Raw genomic sequence first — 24,607 nt, 5'->3', positions numbered from 1 at the left:
TTTTTTACAAAAACAACCCTGCAATCGTTGCCGACAGCACGCTAACCAGCGTTGCCCCGTACAACAGCTTCAGACCAAAGCGGGCCACCACATTTCCTTGTTTTTCATGCAAACCCTTCACAGCCCCGGAAATGATACCGATGGATGAGAAGTTAGCAAAGGATACGAGGAATACCGATACGATCCCGACCGTGCGCTCCGACAAGCCTGTTTGCTTGGTCAGATCAAGCATGGCCACGAATTCGTTGGACACGAGTTTGGTAGCCATAATGCTGCCCGCCTGAACGGCTTCGTTCCACGGAATACCCATGACAAAAGCGAAAGGCGCAAACACATATCCAAGCAGCGCCTGAAAGCTGATTCCAAACAACCAAGAGAAAATCCCGTTAACCATGGCAATCAGCGCCACAAAACCGATCAGCATTGCAGCTACCGTAATAGCAACCTTGAAACCGTCCATAATATATTCCCCGAGCATTTCGAAGAAGGACTGCTTCTCTTCCTCCTGAACCTCCAGTAAATCGTCTTCCTTCTCAATCTTGTACGGATTAATAATGGAAGCGATAATAAAGCCGCCGAACAGGTTCAATACCAAAGCTGTGACCACATATTTGGGATTTAACATTTGCATGTAAGCTCCCACAATCGACATGGACACCGTAGACATCGCAGACGCACACAGTGTATACAACCGATGTTTTGGCAGCAGACCAATTTGCTTCTTAACGGAAATAAACACCTCGGATTGACCCAAGATAGCCGAAGCTACAGCGTTGTAGGATTCCAGTTTACCCATTCCGTTTACTTTGCTCAAGACAAGCCCGATATATTTAATAATAAAAGGTAACACTTTTACATATTGCAATATACCAATCAGCGCAGATATAAACACGATTGGCAGCAGTACACCGATAAAGAACGGTGCTGCTCCTTCATTCGCAATTCCGCCAAAAACAAAGTTAATCCCTTCAGTTGCATATGCCAAAAGACTATTAAAACCTTTTGCAAAGCCTTTGACCAGAAATTCGCCAATACGTGTATTTAATAGCACACAAGCAAGCGCTGCTTGCAGAACAACCATAACTATCAGCGGACGATACCTGATTTTACGCTTGTCACTGCTGGCAACGTAAGTAAGTGCAAATACAACGAGCAGTCCCACCAGAGCGATTACATATTTCATTTAATTTCCCCCTCATTACATTAAGCGCTTACATTCCCCGTAAAAAGAATGCGCTCCAAAGAGGCATTCTTTTTTTTATTTCCCCAGATCCGCAGGTCGAAAAGCACCCGGCAGTAATTGATCCACCGTCCACTCTTCCGTGTTGCCATGAAGGTTTGTCAGATAAATTTTGGTATCTTGATGAGCAAATTCGGAAATAACCTGACGACAGGCTCCACATGGAGACACAGGCCCTTCCGTATCAGCTACTATCGCAATCGAATCAATTTGACGGCAGCCTTCGGATACCATTTTGAAAATCGCTGTCCGCTCTGCACAATTGCATAAGCCGTAGGAGGCATTTTCCACATTACATCCGTGATAAATCGTGCCATCGCTTCCGAGAACCGCAGCACCCACCTGAAAATTAGAATACGGAACGTATGCCTGTTTACGCGCCTCAAGCGCTTTCTGAATCAATTGATCCTTCATCGCGAATCCCTCCATGACTTTAAAATAAACTTAGTAGGAAGATGTTGACTGCTCGCCCTCGATGATCTTCACACCGGAACTTGCACCGATCCGACTTGCGCCAGCTTCTACTAATTTTTGCACGTCTTCCAAACTGCGTACACCGCCTGAAGCCTTGACACCAATCTCAGGTCCTACCGTTTTGCGCATCAAAGCCACATCTTCCGCAGTAGCTCCACCTGTTGAGAAGCCTGTCGAGGTTTTCACAAAATTCGCTCCCGCTTTGACGGACAGCTCACATGCCAGTACCTTCTCTTCGTCTGTCAGCAGGCATGTTTCGATAATCACTTTTACCAGTGTACCGGCAGCTGCCTCCACGACCGCACGGATGTCCTGCTCGACGAGCTGTACATCACGTGCCTTCAAAGCACCTATGTTAATAACCATATCGATTTCAGTCGCACCGTTAGCAATAGCATCTTTCGTTTCAAATGCTTTCGTTGCGGACGTGCTCGCTCCCAGCGGGAAACCGATAACTGTACAGATGGCTACGCCTGTGCCTGCGAGCTGTTCTGCTGCATAAGCTACCCACGTCGGGTTCACACATACAGAAGCAAACTGATATTTTTTTGCCTCGGTAGTCAATTTCGTAAATTCATCCTTCGTCGCATCTGCACGCAACAATGTATGGTCGATTAATGCTGCAATGTTCATATCTAAAAGCTCCTTCATTAGATAAATAGTGTGAAGACAAAAGTCCTTTATTTCTCTGTGATGAGACCATCATAGCACGCCTTTGAACATATGTAAAACACATTTTGAAATTATGTTCAAGCTTATGCGCAAGGCGTCACCTACAATTCATATTACCCTGTAGGGAAACGCCATAACCGTGTATTTTGCTGGATTGAGAACGACTTGCTCTATTGTAAAAGTGCTTGTGCCGTAAACTGATCTGTCACCAAGATATTCGCATACTTTCCACGCAGCGATGCCCGAATGGCCTCCACTTTACGCTGGCCTCCAGCGACGAGAATGGACTTCTCCTTCTTTCGCAAATCAGGCAAATCAATCCCGACGGTACGGCTATTGATTTCCTGACTGCATATGTTGCCCTCAGCGTCAAAAAAGCGCGAGCAAATATCGCCCTTGCCGATTCTTTGCAGTAGCTTCTGCTCTTCCCCGTTAAAATAACCCAATCGGAACAGCAATGCATCCTCCTTGACCGTACCCACCGTAAACACAGCGATGTTCGCCTGCTTGCCAAGTTCAATGATACGCTGGATATGCCGATCCTCCTCGACCATTTTCTTAACGGCGTGACTGTCGAAAATCACAGGCAGCGGCAAATACCGTGCTATAGTATGAAAGGCTTCTGCGAACAAATTCACGGTTTCCACGGCATATGTGTTGACATGTGAATGGCTCACGCCTCCTTTGAGCTGAACCACCTCAACACCCTTGACCTGCTTTTGTTGGAGATGAAGGGCCACGGCATGCATCGTTGTTCCCCATGTCACTCCAATAATATCAGCATCCTGTACCGTTTCATGCAAATAATCGGCTGCTTTTTTGCTGATATGCTTCTTGATCTCCTGATATTCATTTAACGGCGAATAACAGACTAACACGGTATCCAGTCCGTACTTCTTCTTCACCTGCTCTCCGAGCGCGTCCATATCCTCCATCGGGTCCACAATACTGATCCGCACGTATCCCTGTTCCTTGGCAGCCTGCAGTAACCGCGATACCGTAGGACGCGAAACCCCGAGTCTGACCGCGATATCTTGCTGACTGTAGTCGTTTAGATAGTATAATCTGGCTGCCTCGATACTTAATCGCTGCTTTTCATGATCCATTCTACCTCAACCCGCTTATCTTAAAATGTAGTGCCAGCGGACACAGCTTTAGTCCCAAACATTATATATGAAGGGAAACTTGAAGCCACGCCTTGGCCGTATAGTTGTTAATTTGGAAGATTTAACTGCTCGTTTGTGATATTCTGTGATTAACTACAACTACTTTACCGCATCCTCAACTTTATCGTTCCATCTGTCAAAACGCAATAGTTAACCCATTTTACCGCTCATTCACAACCTGTGATGGCTTATCTGAATATGTAAGGAGAATTGCTATGTCTGAATTTATTGTGTGCAGTCTGGCGGACAAAAAGTTCGCGTTAAACTTTGTGGAAGTAGAAGAAGTCATGAATGCCAAAAAAGGAACGCCGCTTCCCTTTTCCGAGGCGTGGCATGAAGGAATGGTGACTATTCGTGGCAACGTATTTACGATCCTTAATTTACGCAAAAAGCTGTTTCTTCCTGTATCAAGCGATTCCGCCGAGGACAAAATGATTTTGCTCAGCCGTGCGAAGATTGCTCTACTTGTCGATCAGGTGGAGGACACGGCTTCTGCCGAGGACAGTCAGCTACAAAGCAATGAGGAAGAGTGGCAGCGCGAGTTGTTCCCTACTGTGATGGAGCATCAGGGTACCCTCATTCCGGTGATCGATATGGACGCTTTTCTTGCATCCACCAAGACAAACTAAAACGCAAAATACTCCCAAACCTTGAGCCGGCTTGCACTCATCGTTCGGGAGTATTTTCAGTTATTGGAGTCCCTGCCCCTCTTTCATGTGAACCAGCGTGTTCAGCTGCTCCAGCAACGTATTCCCGCCAGTCAGCGAAATCGTGCCAATCTTCTCGCAGATTTTTTCCATGAATTCCAGTTCTTTAAGACGAAAGAGGGTGGCATTCTCGTCCATCAGCTTGGCCGTATTGAGCAGACTACGAGTGGATGCCGTCTCTTCACGTCGTGTGATGAGGTTGGCCTGTGCCTTCTTCTCTGCCAACAGCACGGTATTCAGAATATCCTTGATATCCCCCGGCAAAATAATATCCTTCACCCCTGCTGACGTAAAAGTCACTCCATATTCGCCGCTCTGCTCATTCAGTCGAGTCAAAACATATTCCGCAATCTCCTGCTTCATTTTCAGCAAATCATCCAGCTTCATCGTGCCAACATATTCGCGCAGCAGCAGTTGAAGCATAATGTACATTTGTTCCTCGTATGCCCTGAATTCCAACGCCCGCAACGGGTCGATGATACGGTACTGACAGACGAAGTTGAGGCGCAGCGTGATTTTGTCCTCTGTCATGATTTCCTGTCCCATCAGGTCCATCTGCTGTTGTCGCATATCTATCGTTTTGATCTCTGTATTCACTGTGGACATCCAGAAATAATATTTGCCCGGTTTCAGCTCACCCTGCAACACATTATCGTAATATAAAAATCCCAATTCATAGCTGCCCACCTGAAGTGCCTTCCAGAAGCCCGGTGTCTTGGACAAGAATGCTTGCCCCAATGCCTTATCAATCGCAGGCTGCCGAGTATCTGCACGAACAAAACGATGTTTCTTGAGCATGTTCCAAAAAGCATATTTTCCTGCCGTCAGTAGCTCCACAAATCGATTATCCTCATAATGCAACACATATTCATGGTCCTCTACATCAATGACATTCAATTGCTCAAGCAATAGGGGATCTGTCAAAAACAAACGAATGTCATGATCAGGTACAAAAAATGGTTCGGCTACATTCAAAATTTCAACTGCTTCCTGCCGAAATGTTTTCAATAGGTAAGTTCCTGGGTGCAACAACTTGTGGTAGCTTCCTTTTTTGAACAGCAGCCCGCGCTCATCAGATTTAATCGTTATCTTCTTAAACATCGTATCACTCCTAGTATTTAAAATCCTCAACTTAAAAATGTACATTTCCGCGTGTAGCGGCTTCACGTTCCATTTGATCTTCCGATCGCTGTTGCAGTGGAATTCCTTCAATTACATAAAACATTCAAAGGTAGGAATTCCACTGCAAAGGCGAACGCTTCGCTTCTTCAGATTCAAATGGTCCGCTCCGCTGATTCGCATGTTATAGTAAACACACATTTTTAAAATGAGGATTTTTTATTTTTATTTGTTGTAGTAGGGTTAGTGACCCTTGCAGAGCATCCCTTCGGTGTGGACGGCGGGGTCAAGCTTAAGGAAAAAGAAAGATACCGCCTGTTTCCGTGTTCTAGGGATGGAATTCATCAGCCCAACATCGATTGTGAATCTGTATCCCCGAAGCCTCGAACCCTGTCGGCGCTTGCTCTCTCCGGTATCCGCTGGCCGCATAGCCATCGCCCCGGTACCTGTCATCGAGACCAGACATGGGATGCTCTTATCCGGGTCTTTTCATTGTTTTTATTCGATCATTCGAATACTCTACCAGAAGTCGCGTGGAAGGCGATTGGGAATTGAACCCTAATGTTGGTGGATACATCAGAATTACAGGATACCTGACCCCATCAGGGCAGGCACTGCGGGACCTTTGGAAATCCTCGCCTCGGTAATATCTTCCTGTATCAGCCTTTATCATTATCGCGCAACCTGGAACTCACGAACATGGCGAAAGTATTACGACCCTATAAAAAAACAAAAAAAGACACAGGAGAAGCGTATTTGCTTCCCTTGTGTCTTTCTTTCTATAGTTAACTGTCGCGTTCGTATCTTAGGCCTGATCCACTAGGATGTTTTTTCGAAAACGGGATCAACGCTCGGTAGTGGAAGTTGTGGAACGTCTGTCGTTGTAGAAGCAGTCTGCTGGTGTGTATAGCTGAATGAAGGGGTCTCGTATTGCAATCCCGCCTTTTCATAGGTAAACCAATAGCTGACAGCCTTCCCGATATCGAGGTCTGTAACCCGCTGCTCCCAGACACCGCCGTTGTTTGTCATTCGGTAATTGAGCTGTTGTCCACCCGTTAAAGTATAATGCACGTCAACATAGACCGAGGCTGTTTTGGGTGTAAATTGAAGCAATGCTTCATGATCGCTGACAAAGCGAGCTCCTACTTTATAATCCTCCGTTTCTCCACCACCCTCATTACCGCCAGATGCTGGGTCTGTCGTTACCCCTACCGCATTGCTTGCTGCAGATAGGTTACCAGCTGCATCGCGAGCCTTAACGGTAAAGCTGTAAGTGGAAGCTGCATTCAGCCCTGTAATTGAAGCGGAAGTACCGCTTATCTCTGCTGCCTGAGCCCCGTTCTTATAAACGATATAACCCGTAACGCCAACATTGTCTGTAGCTGCATCCCACTCCAGAGTGACTACCGAAGCCGTTTTGGTCGTAGCTCGAACATTCGCCGGGATGGATGGAGCCTCTGTATCAGGTTGCGGATTGCCACCGCCGCTTCCATTTCCGGTATTAAAGCTATTCGGCTGCACGGTAATACTGTGCCCATCTGAGAAGGTTACTGTTTTGACTTGGTTTGTAAAATTGTAGGCCACATAAGTTTTTACACCGTTTTTATGAAATACGGCATAAATAGGTGAATTAGCAGTGATGCTGCGGTCGATGTTGCCTAAAGCATCCAAATTGTAGATCCAGTGGTAGGCATTCGCCTTGGAATTTCCCGCTTCCGGTGTCATGGCCGCTACGCGTGCACTGAATTTGGCCTTGGCATCGGACGGGTCCGAGATCGCTCTGTACATATACACAATATCTTCCCATGGATTGAAATTCCCACCGCTTTTTCGCAGCAGATCGTTATAATTTTTAGCTGCATAATCTGAATACTGCGTCAGATACAAGGAAGCCGAGGTGATCGGTAGCCAGTTGATACCATGAACCTCTGCGGCATTATTGGTCCACCATGTTGCATTCCCTACCGTTTTACCACCCCAGATCATGCTTGCCGTCGCGCTTTGCATCCCTGCTGGGGTGTTTGTGCCATGCACATCAAACCAGTATTCGTTAATCGCATTCATTTCCGTTGTGTATAGATAGATGCCCAGATCACGAGTTTGAGTATTTCCCGTCGCCTCGCCCCATAAAATAAGACCTGCCCAAGCATTCATCGCTTCCGAGGAGGATTCATTGTTGTTGCCATCACCAAATTTGGCATGGCCGGAAGCCCAGGTATGCCCGGCATAGGGATCAAAATTACGCAAATACGGAAATTTCGAATCAGACCTGTCGGTATTGGCGATGTCGCGAATGAGCAGCTGTACCATCTGCCCCCATTGGGAATTGGATGCCCAGCTCTTGTCCACACGTGCAATTTCGGCTGCGGCCTTGATAAAGTATCCATAATGGAAGTGATGGTCATTTAATTCTACCGCACTGCCAAAGCTGTCGGGATAACCGATCAGTGTCCCCCAATTGTTGTTATACACAAATAGACTGGAGCTTTTCAGATTACCCGAGCTGTCACTGGCCTTAAACCAGTCCTGCAGCCGGCTTTTGATCTCATTGCGGAACTGGGTCGCTGCTGCGGTATTGCCAGCCTGGTCGGCAATCGGCGCCAGCGCTGCTAGCTTGCCCAGACGTTTTCCAGTCCAGTACGTGTCTCTATCGCCGGAGTAGACTTCCGCTTTCGCTTCGTCTATATAACTGTTGAGCGTATTTTTATCGTAGGACCCCAAGTCGGGCAGGGAAGGCAGTACCCCTGTAAACTTCATTTTCGTTTGAAAAGAAGCACCTTCTGCTGTTTTCATCAGACCGCGTACAGAATTGTACGTATAGCCTAGCAGGGGTTGTGATGAATTTTTCCACTGATGCGGGTATAAGGCAAAAATAGTACCGCTTTGCGTGCCTTCCTTCGCTGTTGTCGCAACAGTAAAGGTGGTCGTCACTTCGGAAGAGGCTTCGTTATAGCTGTACTGTGCTTTGGAGTTTGTAACGAAAGAATAGGCGTATTGCTGAAATTTGTCCAATGTCGCGGTTGTTTTGTCAGGCAAAGCCGCCACTGTAAAATAGTTTTTCCCGTTCAATTGATTGATCAGAGTACTCGTTCCGAGGCCAGACCAGGTGCTGCCGGAAGGACCAAACAGACCATAGTGTGAGCCATTAACCGTAATGCCAAGCACAGGGGAACTAGCTGACCCAGACCAAACCTCTGGCACCCCATTAAATGAAAGCTTGGGATTGCCACCGCCAAACTCAAAAAAAACATAGGGGGAGCCGTGTCCATAGGTAGCACTCATTTTATTGCTGCCGCTTTGAAATAATGATTTGACAAACCAGTCGCTGAAACCGTCCACCTTGGCATCTGGAAATGAAGCGCTTACAGAATGGCCGACGGAAAAATCGTTCACATCATCCATCCAACCTGCGATGTATCCCGGATTTACTGTAATTTTCTCACTCGGGTTAAAGATGCGTAAACCGTTTTGCTGATTTTTCAAGGCAAGGGGATGCGGATATTGAGCCTCGGAGTACGGTACCCAGGCGAGGCTGCTCCACCAGTCATTGGTAGGCATTGGGCTGGTTACATTCGCTGTTTTGTAAATCTCGTTTTGCGGTGTTGCTGCTCCGGCAGGTAGTGTGGTTGAATATGAGCCAGCGCCTTGTGTGACCTCACCCGAAAAGGCTTTAGTAGAAACCGGTGCAGCTAAAAATATCAGACTGGCACTTAACAAGCATAATAACGTTTTTTTCACAACCTACATCCTCCTTTGAATTCTATAATCCCTTTCACTGCAAGGCTTTTCCCTTCTCTTCCAAGTTGATTTCAACTTCATTGTGCTTGATCTCAATTTCCAGGTCAATCCTTTTATTTCTATATTCTAACTAAACGAGGCGAAAGTCTCTAGAAATACATAAGAAACCAGGACGAAAAACCCAAGCATGTGTAATTATGTTATCTCGAATTCACCCCATTAGACATTTACCCTATGAGTTATTCACCCCATTAATCATTCACCCTAATAAACGTTTAGTATATAAAAAAAGAATCCTCCAGGCCTTGTAGCCCTTCAGATTCTCTGTTCTTTTAAGTATATAAGCTTTTGAGCTTTTGAGCTTTTGAGCTTTTGAGCTTTTGAGTCCTTTTGCCTTTCCCATGCTCCACACCATTTCGAAAAAATGAGTGACTTTGCGGTGGGCAGTAGCGGAGCGAAGGGGTTGAATCTGGAGAAGCGTAAGCGTTCGCCTTTGCAGTGGGATTCTTACCTTTAAATGTCTTATACAATCCGAAGAATCCCACTGCAACAGCGATCGGAAGATCAACCCCTTAGTGGAGTGCCTTCTCCCCCGCAAACAACACTCATTTTTCCCGCTCAAAATACCCTTCTAGTTTCCAGTCTACACCAACCTGTGTCACGCTCAAATCATGCAATGCCACCGCATCGCTCATCGCAGACACGCCCTCTCCCCCGAGAAATCCCGGGGCTGCGCGTCCTCCAACCAGCTTTGGTGCCATGTACAGCACCAGCTTGTCTGCCAGCCCTTGCTGCACGAAGGAAGCGTTCACCTCGGCTCCGCCTTCTACGAACACTGATGACACCTCCGCTGCCCCCAGAATATCCAGCATTTGCGGCAGGTTAACCCGATCGCTGTTTTCATCCTGAGTCGGAAATATCTTTACACCTAGCTGTTCCAACTGGCTACGCTTGCCTTCATCATAAGCGCGTCCTGTGAATATCCAGGTAGGCGCCTCCCCATCTGTAATGACACGGGCATCCAATGGAATTCGAAGCTTGCTATCCAAAATGATACGAATCGGATTCCGTCCTTCTGGTAGACGAGTCGTAAGCTGAGGATTATCGTGAATCACCGTCTGTACACCGACCAGGATTCCCACATGCTCGTTACGAAGACGATGCACATCCTCCCGTGCAGCCTCAGATGTAATCCATTTGCTTTCCGAGGTCCGGGTTGCAATTTTACCGTCCAGTGTTACTGCCGATTTGATCGTAATAAAAGGACGCTTGCTCACAATATATTGATTGAACACTTCATTCATGCGGATGGATTCCTGCTCACATACTCCGACAATGACCTCAATGCCCGCATCTTTCAAAATCTGTACCCCTCTGCCGGAAACCAGCGGGTTCGGGTCCAGCGCTGCAACCACCACCCGACGAATGCCTGCCTTCACAATGGCTTCCGCGCACGGGCCTGTCCGACCGTGATGGGAACACGGCTCCAGCGTTACGTAAATTGTCGCTCCCTGAGCGTGTTCACCCGCCATACGCAACGCATGAATCTCGGCATGTGGCTCGCCGGGCTTCAGATGAGCGCCGATCCCAACGATACGACCGTTGTTGACAATGACTGATCCGACGAGCGGATTCGGTTCGGTTTGCCCTTTAGCACTTCTGGCATTTTCCAGTGCCAGGCGCATATATTTTTCGTGAGTGGTCATAGAACCTCCCTGAGATCGGAATCCCGCAAATGGCCGGATCGTTCCACTTTTGTATTCAAATACCGTTCATTATATTGCGACACATCGCCCCAGAGCGGCATGCGACCCGCCACATTCATACCCGATTTCTTCAAGGCATCCAGTTTTTTGGGATTATTTGTGATCAGGGTTACTGGTTTTTGTCTCAGGTGACGGAGCACACTAATGGCATCCGCATAGTTGCGTGTATCATCTTCAAAACCCAATTGATGATTGGCTTCTACAGTATCCATGCCTTCTTCCTGCAGAATATAAGCCATTGCTTTACTAAACAAACCGATTCCGCGGCCTTCATGGTTAGCCAGATAGAACAATGCACCCGTTCCATGTTCCACAATCATTTTCATGGACTGGTGGAGTTGAAATCCGCAATCACAACGCTTGCTACCAAAAATATCTCCAGTATGGCAAATACTATGCATGCGAACTAATGCATTTTCCGACTGTTGAAGATCGCCATACACCAAAACGCTTGACTGTTGTCCCTCTGCCAAATCCAGTGTGGACAATCGCTTCACAATCGTCTCAGCGGTGGCATTCAGTAAGTCCTGACGATCTTCCTCATCCCGTACAGGCAACCAGCAGTACCACTGAAAAACAACCGTTTCTCCTTCCATATTAACTGGCAGCTTGATCGGTCCTACTAAAATCGTCGAAGATTGCTCTCCGCGAACGGTTTGAATTTTATCGTTAAGTAGCGTAGCTACATCTTTTTGGTTCATCTCTCTGCACCATCCTTTATATAAACTCTATATATGAAAATTCCGGTAATTCATGTTGTTGTCAGGATTTATATCCTTTGATTATCGGCTTGTAAGAAATGTTCATGAAACGTGGATTCCATCGTCAGCTGCCGTTCCTGAAGCTCGGTGACAGCCTGTCGTCGTCCGTCTTCGAACGCCTTTAGGTCTCCTGCGGTATAGCTCTTCTGTCGTAAACGAAGAAGCTCACTAGCTAGCACATCGGCATCCTTTAACGCTGCATTCAAGCCAAAAGCTCCGGTAGGTGTCATGGTATGCGCCGCATCTCCAATAAGGACCAGCCCGTTCTGCGCCCAGGTGTCACTGCGACTGCTGAAAATATCCAACGGTACGAAGTCCTTCCATGAACGAATGTGATCATGCACACTATGCTTCAAATCCGGAAAAGCCTCGGTAAGCCGTTGTATAAAGGGTTCAAAGGATTGCTTAAACAGGGTTGGAAAGCTACCTTCCTCCACATTCCAGCCAATTTGAATATAGCCCTCAGCCTGCGAGAATAAAGCCAACTGCCCTCCGTTGACCCGTGCCAGACGAGTGACGGGCTCCCACCCAGCAGGTGCTGTGATTTTCGCCCATAGCAGATCATAGCCGTGTCGAATGTTTGTCACAGGCATCTGCGCCAGCTTGCGCACAGTCGAATAGCGACCGTCTGCCCCTACAATCAACGAACTGTCAATCGTGATCTCATGACCGTTCTTATCGCGGGCGGCCAAGCCCGTGTACCCCTGCTCGCTGTTACCTTCCAAGGTAGTCACAGTTGTACCCGCCAGGTAACGGAAGGACTCGTAGGTTGACGCCTGCTTGAGCAGAGCCTCCAAAAATCGAGGCTGTGGAATATGAACCCCCACATTACCATCTACTGATGCTGGCTTGACCGTCTTCACTTGCTGCTGATGCTCCCAATATTCGATTCTTGTAGAGGCGAGAACATAGTCCTTATGAATTTGTTCGAGCAGCTTATGCTTTTGGATCACTTCCTGACCCTCATCATTCAAGATTTCACCGCGGAAAGCCTTTCCCGCTATGCTCTGCCGCTCAATCAATATCGTGGATACACCATGCGCCGCCAGTAGACAGGACAACAAAGTTCCTGCGGGTCCCCCTCCAACTACGCACACTTCACATTCCAACTTCATCTGACTTCCCCCTACGCCCAAACCACACCATAACGATTAGTTCGTATCTGTTCATTTAATTACATCATTAATAATATCAAAAATAATATCAAATTAAGTTCAAATTTTAAGTATTCATATCTCAAGCTCCGTATCAAAGCCAACAAGTTACTTTATGTAACAAAGTATATTTATATCACACCATTTCGTCAAGTAATAAATTTATGTAAAGTAAAATCATTTACTTTTAACAGTGGATCGTTAATAATAGGAGCATGAGGTGATCACATGAACATTCCGCAGATGTGCCCACGGTTTGAAAAAGCTATGGAGCTACTGAGTAAGCGTTGGACGGTGTTGATCGTATTTCAACTAACTAATGGTCCGCAACGTTTCGTCGCTATTGAGAATTCAATCCCTAATTTAAGTGGAAAGGTCCTTTCCGACCGTCTAAAAGAGCTGGAGGAAGAAGGAATCATACAACGTATGGTTTATCCTGAGAAGCCTGTACGGATTGAATACTCTCTTACAGATAAGGGACGCGATTTAGCTCCTTTGTTTGACCATATCGGTACTTGGGCTACACGCTGGATTGAGGTTCTACCAGCACTTGAAAAGCAATGATCCATATGGGCTACAGCTATTTTTCCTAAACTAACATGATAAAAACACACAGACTGCTAACATGCCAAAGAACGCCTTTGCTCTAAGTACAATTTGTACTCATAGTGCAAGGCGTTCTATTTTTCATATGAAGGAACTTTATTGATTCACCTACATATCGATTCCATTATTTAAACGTTTCCCTCACCGCTGCGTTGCATTTCCTCACGAATGGATTGCACCCGTTTTTTCCCCCAGTCATACATCATCTCCACAATGGGCAAAATCGTCATCCCCAGTTCAGTCATCGAATACTCCACCTTTGGAGGTACCTCGGGATACACTTCCCGGTGCACAATACCGTCCTCCATCAACTCCCGCAGCTGATTGGTCAGCACTTTATGCGACAGCTTCGGAAACAGCCTTTGCAGGTCACTGAAACGGTGCGCCCCTTCTACACCCAGATGCCATAAAATGACGACCTTCCACTTTCCGCTTAAGACCGAAAGGGTCAGTTCCTTTTCGCAGTTATAGTCTCCGTTGACGATCTTCTCCCGTATTTCTTCTCTTAGCGTATCGGACATATATCAATTAACTCCTTCTAAATCATCATGGTCTTGCACTCTAATAGTAACCTACAGGTAACCTCCGTACTTGAAAGTGCATTCTTCACAGCCTGACGATGCCATCCTACAATAGTAGATATCGTTTCACATTCAAGGAGGAATGAAGTATGAGTAAAAAAGCTCTTTTTATTATACCCCCAGAGCGCTTTAATGAGGATGAATTGTTTAAACCAAAGGAAGCACTGGAGCAAGCAGGCGTTACTGTTACGCTAGCTAGTACAAAAACAGGCGAAATCATAGGTGACTACAACGGTAAAGCGACAGCTGATCTTGTTTTTACTGACGCTGTGCTGGCTGATTATGATGTGGTATCTGTGATCGGCGGATCAGGAACGAATGACTATCTTTGGAATAACGCGGATCTCCAAGCTCTGCTGAAACAAACTCATGAGCAAAAGAAACTATTGGCTGGCATCTGCGCAGGTTCTGTAGCCGTGGCTCAAACTGGACTGCTCTCCGGCAGAACGGCTACATGTTATCCTGTGGATGTACAAAAGGACCTGCTCCAATCGCATCAAGCCGAATATGTGGCACAGCATGTCGTTGCGCATAGCGACATTATTACAGCCGACGGTCCAGATGGTGCACAGGACTTCGGCGCAGCACTTGTCAAAGCCCTGCAATAAGCACATCTTTGAGGTTCTAGGTGGGCACTTTAAACAGCACTCCAAAAAGCCGCATCGCGTCCTTTCTTTTGTATGGGACCCGTTGCGGCTTCTTTGTGCCATTGTCATGCTTAAGTGATTAATTTAATTGTATGGTCCTGGATTTTCGTGTTAGCTTTAAAGAATCGACGTTTAGTATAGGAGGCTTATATGCCGTGTTTATGAAAGGCAAAATCCATTTACATCAGGTAACGTCCGAATCGTTGCGACTGGGCGCCTTACTATCATTAGTAGGGGGCTTTTTGGACACATATACCTTTGTTGGAAGAGGCGGTGTTTTCGCCAACGCACAGACAGGCAATATCGTGCTGCTGGCTGTTAAAGTCATTCAGGGGCACTGGATTCAGGCATTATCCTATATCCCGCCTCTGATCGCCTTTTCACTGGGGGTTTTTGTTGCTGAAGGGATTAAACGCAAATCAACCCACCGTTTAACTCCAGACTGGACCCGCGCAATTCTTTTACTGGAAATCGCGATTTTTTTCATCGTGGGATTGATTCCGCAAGGAGTTCCCAATACGGTAGTAGTGGTGATCGTCTCATTCGTCGCTTCCGTGCAAATGACTTCCTTCCGCAAGCTCATTGATGTGCCGTACACCTCCACGGTCAGCACCGGTAACCTTCGATCAGCTATCGAGGCTGTGTATGTCGCTGTAACGACCAAGGACACGAACGCTGCCATTCGAGCGATGCGTTATGGTGTCATCCTGGCTGCCTTCTTGGTAGGAGCCTTGCTGGGGGGATTTCTGACTTTGACGATTGGGGATAAAGCCGTTTGGGGCGCTGTTGTTGCACTTATTTTTTCTTTTATTTTATTTACAGAAGAGGAAAAGTGGAAGCTTCCGCTTCGTCACTAATCCTCCATTACATCAGCCCTGAATGAACTGCCGCTGGGCCGTTTCGAAGAAATTCAAGAGGTCATTGCGGGACGAAAATGCTGCCTGCGCAGATTGGTTGCTACCGCCCCCTTTGCCCTGAAACGCGCCCAGATTTTCCTTTAAATACGCTCCGCAGCTAATGGAATGGGTACCATTATGTGCCAGAATGATTTTGTTTTCGGCTGTTGTGGCAAATAAAACAAGCAGATCATGCTCAGCGGTCAGCTTGGCAGCCAATTGCTGCATCTCCTGAATGGATTTTTGTTCAAATACATGAGCAAGAACATGCCCCTGTACAGCAGACAGCAACTCTTTCGCCTGGTACGATGCATTTTCCTCTTGCAAGAACTCCACTTGCGCCTTGAGCTGCTTATGCTCCTGCTCCCACTTTTCGAATCGAGTCAAAATATCCTTTCGTCCAGTATTGAACTTCGTAGATAACACGTCCAAAATCCGAACACTCTCATTAAAGTCCTGGAGTGCGCGAGCACCACATTTGAAATGGATTCTCGCCATCCCTTTTTGCTTTTCCCATTTCAAGCATTTAATCATTCCAATTTCCCCGGTCTGAGCTACATGTGTACCGCCGCAAGCATTATATTCAATGCCCTCGATCTCGACAATCCGAATATTTTCCGTCACTTTGGGCGTTTTCACCAGCGGAATATCCTTCAATTGCTCACTGGTTACAAAAAAACTTTTTATGTTGCGATTACTATAGATTTGCTGATTTACTTCCTGTTCGATTGCCGATAGCTGCGCAGGTGTTACATCCGAACAGTTCACATCAATCGTGGCATATTCTTGTCCCAGATGAAAGCTTTCAGTACGCGCACCCAACAACTCCAGACAAACCGCTGACAGCAAATGCTGCCCGCTATGCTGCTGCATATGATCAAATCTGCGCTCCCAATCCAATTGGCAGGCTACTTTCCTATCCTCCGGCAAATGCTCTACCTGATGCCAAATATCCCCATCCTCGAGAACAACATCTAATACACGGACGCCCTGAATTGTTCCTGTATCACAAGGCTGGCCTCCGCCATGCGGATAAAAGGCCGTTTCCTCCAGCATAACCAAATATTTTCCGTCTCTTTCCATGCTCTGTGTAATATGAGTGTCCCACTCCGTAAGATTTGGAGCAGTGTAGTATAATTTTGTCGTCATTCCAGATTCCTCACTTTTAGGTTCTTTGTCTCGTACGATATCCACTTATTATCAAGCACTTCATTGTAAATATCAATGTAGGGAAAAGCTTGAACCATGGCACGAACAACTGTAGAAAGAAAATAAAGTACTAGACTGGATATGTTGGTCCCACGCGACATTTCGAATTATAAAACCGTCAGATCTCGTAAAAAAAGTATTAGACTGGCCCTAGCTATAAAAACAGCGGCAGCCGTGGACGAGAAAACCAGCTAATAGTTGTCAAGCTACAGTGTGGAAAATATTTTAAAAACTGATATACTTTTTTTTGAGCACAACAAATAATCCTTCATTGGCGTGAAGGGTTGTGGATAATTGTGGGAATTAAATGTGGTAGGGTTGGTCTTTATTAAGGATGGCGTAAACGTGATGGAGTAGCTTGTTGGCGCAAGCAATCACAACCACCTTGTAGGGCTTGCCCTCTTTTCTTTTCATATCATAATAATCCTTTAATCTGCTATTTCTTCCACCACGTAGTCCGCATTGAACGGCTAAATATAGAGCTCTTCGAAGTCTTTTGGATCCTCGCTTCGTTATCCGATTTCTAGAGGCCGTATACTTACCCGAACTGTAGACACTTGGATCAAGACCTGCGTAGGCAACAAGCTGTTTAGCACTCCTAAATTGACGGGCATCTCCGATCTCCGCTATGATCGCCGAAGCAAGTTTGTCGCCTATTCCCGGAATGGTCTTTAAAAGTTCCACTTCTGGTAATGTCGCGGAAATTTCCTCCAGGGTTTCTTCCAGCCTACTTAATTGCTTCTGGAACTCAAGTAGGAGGGATACCATCCCTACAAGGGCCATGCTTTGCGTTATGCTCCTTTTATTATTGGCCCATTCAAGTAATGCTTGTCTCAACTGATTTGCCTTCTCTCCTACCCAATCTTTCGAATGAGACTTCCCGGTTTGTTCCTGAATGATAGATTCTACCTTTTCAAACTCGTCGTTCAGACAACTCTGCAGCACTCTAAGTGCAGTAGCTGAGAAGAGATTACTGAACACCTTCTCAAACGCGGGAAATACCTGATCCAGTAAAGCTCTCGAGTTTAGCTTTGCCTGAACATACATCGAGGTTATAAACTCATGTTGTCTCGTCACATGCTGTAGCTCGGTGTACAACTCGTCCCATGTACGATGTGGCGTTACATCACCCCGATAGTACATGTCGGCCAAGTGCCATGCATCTGCAGCGTCGGTTTTTACTTTTCGCAGTTGCGTGTTTCTCGCACGTTTAGATTGAAGTGGATTGATTATAAAATACTTGTACTCCTCACGTATTAAATAGGAAACTAATCCTCGATGGTAATGGCCGGTTGCTTCCAAAATAATAACGGGCTCCCTGCCCGAGAGTACCTTCAATTCATCAAGCAATTCTCCCAATCGTTCAAAACCGCTCTCCTCGTGCGTAATACTCTCCAATATTCCGTAAGGTTCATTCCTTCCTAGAAAAGCCTGAACGACGCTGGCTCCTTTAGCCACATCTAATCCTACAACCGGCTCCATAACACACTCCCTAATTTTAAAGTTGCCGTCACTCCCGCGATGGTTCCAAACCCATAGCTTCGCTTGTGATACGAGATCCCTGTCTCAACCAGCTCAAACATGGTCATTGGGGGCAGTGAGAGAACTGTTTTCACGACGGGGTTGACCCCAATAAAGTCCACGTTCTCTCGGCTACCGCCATCATATGACGCCTAAGAAAAAAGGCCAACCAGAAATCTCTGGTTGACCTAATAATACGAAATAAAGTCCTAGACTGTCGCTGTTTTATTGAACTAAAGTTCTCCGTTAGTATAACAATGCATCATCTTTACGGTTCCCGAAGGAGTTAATGCACAATGAGGACTGGGCAACTTGATAGCTGTGAAACCTTGTGGCTGACACTTCCAAGCATCATTTCTTTTATGCCACTTAGCCCACGGCTTCCAATAATAATGAGTTGCTGCTTGGAATCTCTTGCATAATTTAATATTTCATGTGCAGGATCTCCCTTAAGATGAAGTGTTTCCGGGTTAATCCCCGCAGATTCTAATTTGGATTTGGCTTGTTGCAACTGTTCCAAACTCGCTTTCTCCATTTCGTTCAATATTTCTTCCAAGAAATGCCCTGGTAAATATGTCATGCCATTCGATACATATTCCTGGCTGACATTAACCAAGGTAACTTGAGTTTGTTTGTTTCGAGCTATTTCAACGGTTGCATCGAGGAGTTTGTTCGTTATTTCAGCTTTATCAATTGCCACAATAATTTTGTCAAACATATTTATCGTCCTTTCCGTGGCAGCTCGTAACTATTTCGGCTACCTACAAAACGGTTTCTTGCTGCTCCTATACCGACTAAAAAGAGTAAGACCGAAGCGCCAAGCAGAATGAAAAGTGGCAGATTCCAACTATTTGTCGCATCATGCAGAAATCCTATAAGGGCAGGACCGATTGCGGCAAGAAGATATCCGATCGATTGCGCCATGCCAGACAGTTCCGCTGCTTGATGCGCATTTTCAGTACGTAAACCGAAAAACATCATGGACAAACTAAAGGCGCAGCCTCCACCAATTCCGAGTATTATAATCCACAACAGAATGATATTGGAGCTTCCGTATAGAAGTCCGAGCGTTCCCGTTAAAAGCAAAATGATTGTGATGACCACTAACAAACGTTGGCTAGACATGCGCCCAGCAATAACGGGGACAATAAAGGTAAATGGAAGCAGAGCTAACTGCATTATCGAGAGGTACCATCCTGATTGGTTTGAGCCAATTCCTTGCTGCTTTAAAATTTCAGGCAACCATGCGATCAACACATAGAAAACCATGGACTGTATACCCATAAACAAGGTTACTTGCCAGGCAAGAGGGGATCGCCAAACATTCACATCGTTGCTGGCCATCTGTTGACTCGTCGTGGTTGTTTGCTTCGTTTGATTTCTTAATTGGGGTAACCAACAGAGAATCGATACAAAGCTTAGAATCCCCCATATTCCCAATGCTCCCTGCCATTTTAGACCTGCGTTCACGGCTAGCGGTACACTGATTCCCGATGCGATTGCTCCAAATAAACTCATTGAAATTGAGTAAACACCTGTCATGGAGCCAATTTTATTTGGGATATCCCTTTTGATTAAACTTGGCAATAATACATTACATACGGCAATTGCGAATCCAAGAATTGCTGTCCCAATATATAGATTAGCTGCGCCAGATAAAGAACGTATTACAATGCCAACAGTCAGAACGATTAGGGCAATCAAAATGATACGTTCAATCCCATACCTTCGTCCAAATTTGGGTACTAGAGGTGATAATAAAGCAAAGGCAAGCAGAGGTAGCGTTGTTATCAGGCCTGCTACTGTATTTGAAATACGAACGTCATCCCTTATGAGACTCACTAAAGGACCGACTGAGGTTAAGGGAGCACGTAAATTAGCTGCAATAATAATAATGCCGAGAATTATCAGTCCTATAGAGGATGGTACGGCTTTTATATTTTGTTTGTTCGACATTCTTCATTTCTCCTTACTAAATTCATACGTAAAATTTGTTTCCTGCTGATTGAAAAACTATGAAATAACATCCGCGCGAACAATAAAAGTATATTATAATATATTATTTTTAACAATAATTATTTTGTAATATATTATTTTTAACAATAAGTATTTTATAACACACATTAACTCATCTAAAAACAAAAATACAACTCTGAATTCCCGTCATGGAATTCGGAGTTGTATTTAATAAGTGGAATTTTCGACTTTTAGAAACCATACTTTAAGGATATATGGAGCACTGTTTCGCTATTCGTACGATTGGTATAAGAGTGAGGACAATCTGCACGAAAACTGATCGTATCATATTGATTCAATGTGTAAATCTCTCCATTGACTTGAATTTCAATGGAACCAGTCATTACTGTCGCAATTTCAGTTGTATTCACATGATGACCTTCAGGGTGATACGAGCTATTCGGCTGTAAGTAAGCCCGACACATTTCAATATCGTTGCTTGCGTTTTTAAAGACCGGTTCAATGATCCAATTTTTTTGATCATTAGAAAACCGCAGTCCTTCGCCTGCTCGATACAAACTAACAGGGTCTTCTGATTTCAACAAAGCTAATAGCGGTAAAGATATGCCTTTTGAAATTTTCCATATAATCGCCAAAGTTGGATTTGTATCGCCACGTTCGATATTCCCCAGAGTAAGTTTGCTTACACCCGTTAATTCCGCTAAGTCGTCTAAGCTCATGTTTTTTTCTTTTCTGTACTTTTTCAAGACACCGCCGATTTGTAATACAATTTGTTTTGATTCATCGATTTCATCCATTTGATATGCACCTCAACAAAAAACAATTATAGCTAGTATACTGTTTATCTAGACTCTTTTCCATACAATTAGTATGGGATGGTGGACTACACTCCTATGCAAAATTCTGACGTCTATGTAACTAATCTGCCAGTTAGCTTAATGAAGCATCGTCAGTCTAACACTTTATTTTCCTTTGACAACAACCTCCATATAGTGAAAAATCTACATGACGATTAACAAAATTTAGCTTGAAATTCATTTTTGAATAGATTAAGATTAGTCGGCTAACTAATTTGTTGATTGGAACATACTGTAAGAAGAAAGGAGAACCCTATGGATTTTGATTTACGGGACTTGCCCACTCGTGAGGCGCTGCAAGAATTTTCTAAGCGTATCCCCGAGATTGATGTAAGAGCGACAGAAGCTATGCTATTTTTTATGCGAGTATCTTCCAGTGTTTTTAAAGTCAGTTTTGAGGGCTTTGAGAAGTTCGGTATATCTCATGGAAAATTTTCAATATTAATTCTCCTGTACCGCAACATCCAAACAGGATTGCTGGCTACAGAGCTTGCGGAGAAAGTAGGAGTTAGCAAGCCTACCGTTACCGGTCTGCTTGACCGCCTGGAACGCGATGGGCTTACTATGAGATCCGTACACCCTTCCGACCGCCGTATGAGCATTGTTAAACTGACCGAACAAGGAACAGAAATGATGGAAAGACTGCTGCCTACACATTTCACAAGCACTTCCACACTGATGAGCCACCTATCCACCGATGAAAAAGAGCTGCTCCTGACATTACTCCAAAAAATAGAAAGCGGCATCCCTCAAGCAAAAGAGATATATAAAGCAGCAAAACCAGAATAAGTTTTAATTTTGCGTTTTAGTTAGCCGACTAACTTTTAAATTATTAAATAAAAGAATAAATAAAATGTACATACCAGGATATTTATTCGAGTCTATGTTTAACTCATTTTATGAATGTAAGGAGCGTATTACTCATGAATCGCACACAAGTCGCCAGCCTCATCATCCCTGTCATTTCTATTGCCTGCCTTATCGGCGGGGGGTTCCTGCTTCAGACTAACGGACAAGATCAAGTCAATGCTTCTCGATCTGTTAAAGGCACAACACTAAATGCGGATAGCATTCATGTATCGTTTGAACAAGTAGGAGGCAAAATCCTGAACATCCCGGTAACAGAAGAAACTAAGGTGAAAAAAGGAACTGTCCTTATGACTTTGGATTCCAAAGATGTGGATCTGCAAATTGAGCAGCTGCGGACACAAATCGCCCAGTTCAATACGCAGATCAGCCAACAACAACAATCCATCCATTTAGGGTATACACGAGCAGCAACTCAGGAAAAACAGGCACAGCTAGATATCGCGCAAGCTCAAGTGACTGAGAGTAAAAGTCAGGCCGCATTGCAGCGGGCACAAGCGGCTGAGCGTCAAGCCACTGCTGCGGAACAACAGGTCAATAACGGGGCTCGGGATGAAGATGTTCAGCAGCAACGAATTGCCGTAGCCTCAGCCACCAAAAACGTTCAGACAGCGCAAACCAACTATAAGCGTAATAAAGCACTCTATGATGCAGGAAGTGCATCCAAAGCAGCGTTGGATGATGCCGAATCCTCTTTGACTTTAGCGACAAATCAGTTGAGCCAGCAAAAAGAGTCTCTTCAAAAGCTACTTCATGGTGCCACTTCTGAAGAACGTATGCAGGCCAGTGAACAGACGACACAAGCAGCCGTTTCGGTAAAACAAGCCGAGGAAGAAATTCGCGGTGCTCAATTGTCCGTCGATCGTTCCAAGACCCAACTGGAAACCATTCAGCAGAGTCGTCAACAGTTGGCAGATCAGAAGCTGGCTATTGACCTCTTAAAGCAACAAAAAGACACACAGGAAGTTCAGCTTAAAACGTTGCTGCTCAAAAAAGAACGCCTGGTGTTAAAAGCACCACAGGATGGCAAGGTTACTTCGATTAGTACCAAAGTCGGCGAAAATGTGGCGCAAGGGGCTCCTGTGATTACCCTGGAAACCAATGATTTATATTACGATCTCTATGTGAATGAAGAACAAGCGGGGAAATTCAAGGCCAATCAAGAAATTAAAACTCATATCTCTGGTCTCAATAAGGACCTGAAAGGTACGGTACGCTATGTAACTGCTGCACCACAATTCGCTAATGTGAAGATGTCCCGTGAAAAAGGAGAAGCAGATACCGCTACATTCCAGGTACGTGTATATGTAACAAGAGAAGCAGCTTTGCTACCAGGCATGACAGTTGAGGTGAATACAAATGAAATCTCTTCGTGATGAATGGTCGTATCTGGTTCACTCCAAGTATCCGATCATAGCTATCATCTTCCCGTTGATTGCCGTACTGGGGTATTCACTGTTGCTCCCAAGCAGCCAAATTAACGACGCTAACGTGGTAGTGGTGGATCAAGATAACACAGCTTACAGCCGTGAGTTCATTCAGAAAATAGATGCTTCCCCGTATATGAACGTAGCTGAGATTGTTTCGTATACGGACAACCCTGAACAGTATTTTTATCATGAGCAATATTTGGCTGTTATTTCCCTGCCGCATGGTTTAGAGGATAATCACAATCGTTCCCTTTCCAGCCGCGTGGGTCTCATTCTCGATAATACCAATGTTCAATCTATTACTTCGATTCGTACAGCTATGCAGGAAATTAGCGTTTCCGAGAATATGGAACTGTCTGTTCCAGCTATGTTGAAAACCGGGATGAACGCAGAACAGGCCCAAGGGGCCCTCAATGGTATCGCCTTGGAAGTGCGTTCCCTGTTTAATCCAACGAATGACTATCAGAATACGACGATACTTGCATTCACTTGTATGTTCTCTTTTATGATACTCAATATAAATAGCTTACCTCTGGTCGCTAGACTCCGGGTTTCCAAGAGGCTGGCTGCTGAGCTGCAAAATCCGTTCAACATACTACTGCGTGTGCTTCCTTATACGCTGTTTTCGACGGCTGGCTTAATCTTCTCTCTCGGGATGCTTAAAGTGTTTGGAGGAGGCCGTTTCGAGGCCAATCCGATTCTCTTTATAATTCCGGTTGTCCTGTATGTATTCGGTACCGTTTGTATCAATGTCCTGGTTGCATGGGGCGCTGCACATCCAGGAATAGCCATCGGCAGAATGGTGATGATACTCATGCCTGCTTTTGTTTTATCAGGGGCTGTTCTTTCCAGATCACTGTTTCCACCTTTAGCGATTCAAATCGGTGATTTCTTCCCCTTTGTATGGATGTACAAATTCCTTCGTACCATGGGTCTGCGTGGTGCACCTTTGCAAGAGATGCTTCCCGAACTCGGTTCTCTGTTACTATATGTGGGTGTACTCTCCATGCTGGTGATCGCCAGAGCACTGTGGGAAAAACAAAAGCTGGCCAAGCAAACTGCTGGCAATGCTTCTGAAAAGGGATCACCACATCCCGTTGTTCCAGCAAGCTCAACTGGCGGCGGGTTATCTATGCAAGGGGCACCATCAGCACCTATGCATGAGCCTATAAAAGGATAGAGTCTCGTCTATAAAATAAAAAAGGGTTAAGTGCCGTCT

At 45.3% G+C, this 24,607-nt stretch carries 22 protein-coding genes; 7 read left to right on the top strand and 15 right to left on the bottom strand.

Annotated elements, in window-relative coordinates:
- Positions 1-4: 4 nt before the first annotated feature.
- From MHB54_RS17190 to MHB54_RS17175, 4 genes are all read right to left on the bottom strand, one after another.
- Positions 5-1,183, bottom strand: a complete 1,179-nt coding sequence (locus MHB54_RS17190) for a NupC/NupG family nucleoside CNT transporter (protein ID WP_068938278.1) — start codon at positions 1,181-1,183, stop codon at positions 5-7.
- A 75-nt stretch (positions 1,184-1,258) separates the two neighbouring features.
- Positions 1,259-1,654: a cytidine deaminase gene (locus MHB54_RS17185; RefSeq protein ID WP_023990384.1), complete on the bottom strand. Its 396-nt coding sequence runs from the start codon at positions 1,652-1,654 to the stop codon at positions 1,259-1,261.
- Positions 1,655-1,684: 30 nt separating this feature from the next.
- Positions 1,685-2,347 carry a deoxyribose-phosphate aldolase gene (gene deoC, locus MHB54_RS17180; RefSeq protein ID WP_023990385.1) on the bottom strand — a complete coding sequence of 221 codons (663 nt, stop codon included), beginning with the start codon at positions 2,345-2,347 and terminating at the stop codon, positions 1,685-1,687.
- Between the two features lie 209 nt (positions 2,348-2,556).
- A complete protein-coding gene (locus MHB54_RS17175; RefSeq protein ID WP_023990386.1) occupies positions 2,557-3,492 on the bottom strand; it encodes a sugar-binding transcriptional regulator in 936 nt (311 codons plus the stop codon).
- Positions 3,493-3,767: 275 nt separating this feature from the next.
- On the opposite strand from MHB54_RS17175, the gene MHB54_RS17170 reads away from it, so the two are divergent.
- A complete protein-coding gene (locus MHB54_RS17170) occupies positions 3,768-4,181 on the top strand; it encodes a chemotaxis protein CheW (protein ID WP_264454507.1) in 414 nt (137 codons plus the stop codon).
- Positions 4,182-4,241: 60 nt separating this feature from the next.
- On the opposite strand, the gene MHB54_RS17165 is transcribed toward MHB54_RS17170, so the two are convergent.
- The 5 genes from MHB54_RS17165 to MHB54_RS17145 form a co-directional block, all read right to left on the bottom strand.
- Positions 4,242-5,360 carry a slipin family protein gene (locus MHB54_RS17165; protein WP_069080674.1) on the bottom strand — a complete coding sequence of 373 codons (1,119 nt, stop codon included), beginning with the start codon at positions 5,358-5,360 and terminating at the stop codon, positions 4,242-4,244.
- 837 nt (positions 5,361-6,197) lie between these two features.
- Positions 6,198-9,116, bottom strand: coding sequence for a glycosyl hydrolase (locus tag MHB54_RS17160; protein ID WP_264454506.1), 2,919 nt, complete (start codon positions 9,114-9,116; stop codon positions 6,198-6,200).
- Between the two features lie 605 nt (positions 9,117-9,721).
- Complete coding sequence (gene ribD / locus MHB54_RS17155; RefSeq protein ID WP_068938282.1) at positions 9,722-10,822, bottom strand: bifunctional diaminohydroxyphosphoribosylaminopyrimidine deaminase/5-amino-6-(5-phosphoribosylamino)uracil reductase RibD; 1,101 nt, start codon at positions 10,820-10,822, stop codon at positions 9,722-9,724.
- Entirely contained in the window at positions 10,819-11,583 is a 765-nt protein-coding gene (locus MHB54_RS17150) for a GTP cyclohydrolase II (protein ID WP_025722502.1), read from the bottom strand. The genes ribD and MHB54_RS17150 overlap by 4 nt, the downstream gene beginning before the upstream one ends.
- Before the next feature lie 68 nt (positions 11,584-11,651).
- On the bottom strand, positions 11,652-12,758 hold the full coding sequence (locus tag MHB54_RS17145; RefSeq protein ID WP_264454505.1) for an FAD-dependent monooxygenase: 1,107 nt from the start codon (positions 12,756-12,758) through the stop codon (positions 11,652-11,654).
- 267 nt (positions 12,759-13,025) lie between these two features.
- On the opposite strand from MHB54_RS17145, the gene MHB54_RS17140 reads away from it, so the two are divergent.
- Complete coding sequence (locus MHB54_RS17140) at positions 13,026-13,361, top strand: winged helix-turn-helix transcriptional regulator (RefSeq protein ID WP_023990392.1); 336 nt, start codon at positions 13,026-13,028, stop codon at positions 13,359-13,361.
- Between the two features lie 170 nt (positions 13,362-13,531).
- Here the strand turns inward: MHB54_RS17140 and MHB54_RS17135 are convergent, their stop codons facing one another.
- Entirely contained in the window at positions 13,532-13,924 is a 393-nt protein-coding gene (locus MHB54_RS17135; protein WP_013312050.1) for a winged helix-turn-helix transcriptional regulator, read from the bottom strand.
- Positions 13,925-14,073: 149 nt separating this feature from the next.
- On the opposite strand from MHB54_RS17135, the gene MHB54_RS17130 reads away from it, so the two are divergent.
- Together MHB54_RS17130 and MHB54_RS17125 are read left to right on the top strand one after the other, a co-directional pair.
- Positions 14,074-14,592 carry a DJ-1/PfpI family protein gene (locus MHB54_RS17130; RefSeq protein WP_023990393.1) on the top strand — a complete coding sequence of 173 codons (519 nt, stop codon included), beginning with the start codon at positions 14,074-14,076 and terminating at the stop codon, positions 14,590-14,592.
- Positions 14,593-14,786: 194 nt separating this feature from the next.
- A complete protein-coding gene (locus MHB54_RS17125) occupies positions 14,787-15,488 on the top strand; it encodes a YoaK family protein (protein WP_023990394.1) in 702 nt (233 codons plus the stop codon).
- A 12-nt stretch (positions 15,489-15,500) separates the two neighbouring features.
- Here the strand turns inward: MHB54_RS17125 and MHB54_RS17120 are convergent, their stop codons facing one another.
- The 5 genes from MHB54_RS17120 to MHB54_RS17100 all read right to left on the bottom strand — a co-directional run bounded on the left by MHB54_RS17120 (position 15,501) and on the right by MHB54_RS17100 (position 21,031).
- Positions 15,501-16,676, bottom strand: coding sequence for an alanyl-tRNA editing protein (locus tag MHB54_RS17120; protein ID WP_023990395.1), 1,176 nt, complete (start codon positions 16,674-16,676; stop codon positions 15,501-15,503).
- A gap of 363 nt (positions 16,677-17,039) precedes the next feature.
- Positions 17,040-18,218, bottom strand: a complete 1,179-nt coding sequence (locus tag MHB54_RS17115) for an IS110 family transposase (protein ID WP_023989181.1) — start codon at positions 18,216-18,218, stop codon at positions 17,040-17,042.
- A gap of 325 nt (positions 18,219-18,543) precedes the next feature.
- Entirely contained in the window at positions 18,544-18,975 is a 432-nt protein-coding gene (locus MHB54_RS17110; RefSeq protein WP_023990396.1) for a universal stress protein, read from the bottom strand.
- 2 nt (positions 18,976-18,977) lie between these two features.
- Positions 18,978-20,213, bottom strand: coding sequence for a CynX/NimT family MFS transporter (locus tag MHB54_RS17105; RefSeq protein WP_028541778.1), 1,236 nt, complete (start codon positions 20,211-20,213; stop codon positions 18,978-18,980).
- 251 nt (positions 20,214-20,464) lie between these two features.
- Positions 20,465-21,031 carry a helix-turn-helix domain-containing protein gene (locus MHB54_RS17100; RefSeq protein WP_023990398.1) on the bottom strand — a complete coding sequence of 189 codons (567 nt, stop codon included), beginning with the start codon at positions 21,029-21,031 and terminating at the stop codon, positions 20,465-20,467.
- A gap of 315 nt (positions 21,032-21,346) precedes the next feature.
- Here MHB54_RS17100 and MHB54_RS17095 point away from each other — a divergent pair, with 315 nt between their 5' ends.
- From MHB54_RS17095 to MHB54_RS17085, 3 genes are all read left to right on the top strand, one after another.
- Complete coding sequence (locus MHB54_RS17095; protein WP_023990399.1) at positions 21,347-21,880, top strand: MarR family winged helix-turn-helix transcriptional regulator; 534 nt, start codon at positions 21,347-21,349, stop codon at positions 21,878-21,880.
- A 134-nt stretch (positions 21,881-22,014) separates the two neighbouring features.
- Entirely contained in the window at positions 22,015-23,334 is a 1,320-nt protein-coding gene (locus tag MHB54_RS17090) for an HlyD family secretion protein (RefSeq protein ID WP_023990400.1), read from the top strand.
- Positions 23,318-24,568, top strand: a complete 1,251-nt coding sequence (locus tag MHB54_RS17085; protein ID WP_028541777.1) for an ABC transporter permease — start codon at positions 23,318-23,320, stop codon at positions 24,566-24,568. The genes MHB54_RS17090 and MHB54_RS17085 overlap by 17 nt, the downstream gene beginning before the upstream one ends.
- Positions 24,569-24,607 lie beyond the last annotated feature (39 nt).

It is taken from the genome of Paenibacillus sp. FSL M7-0802 (assembly GCF_038004945.1).
GTDB classification, from domain to species: Bacteria; Bacillota; Bacilli; order Paenibacillales; family Paenibacillaceae; genus Paenibacillus; species Paenibacillus polymyxa_B.
This window is presented reverse-complemented; position numbering and strand designations above follow the sequence as displayed.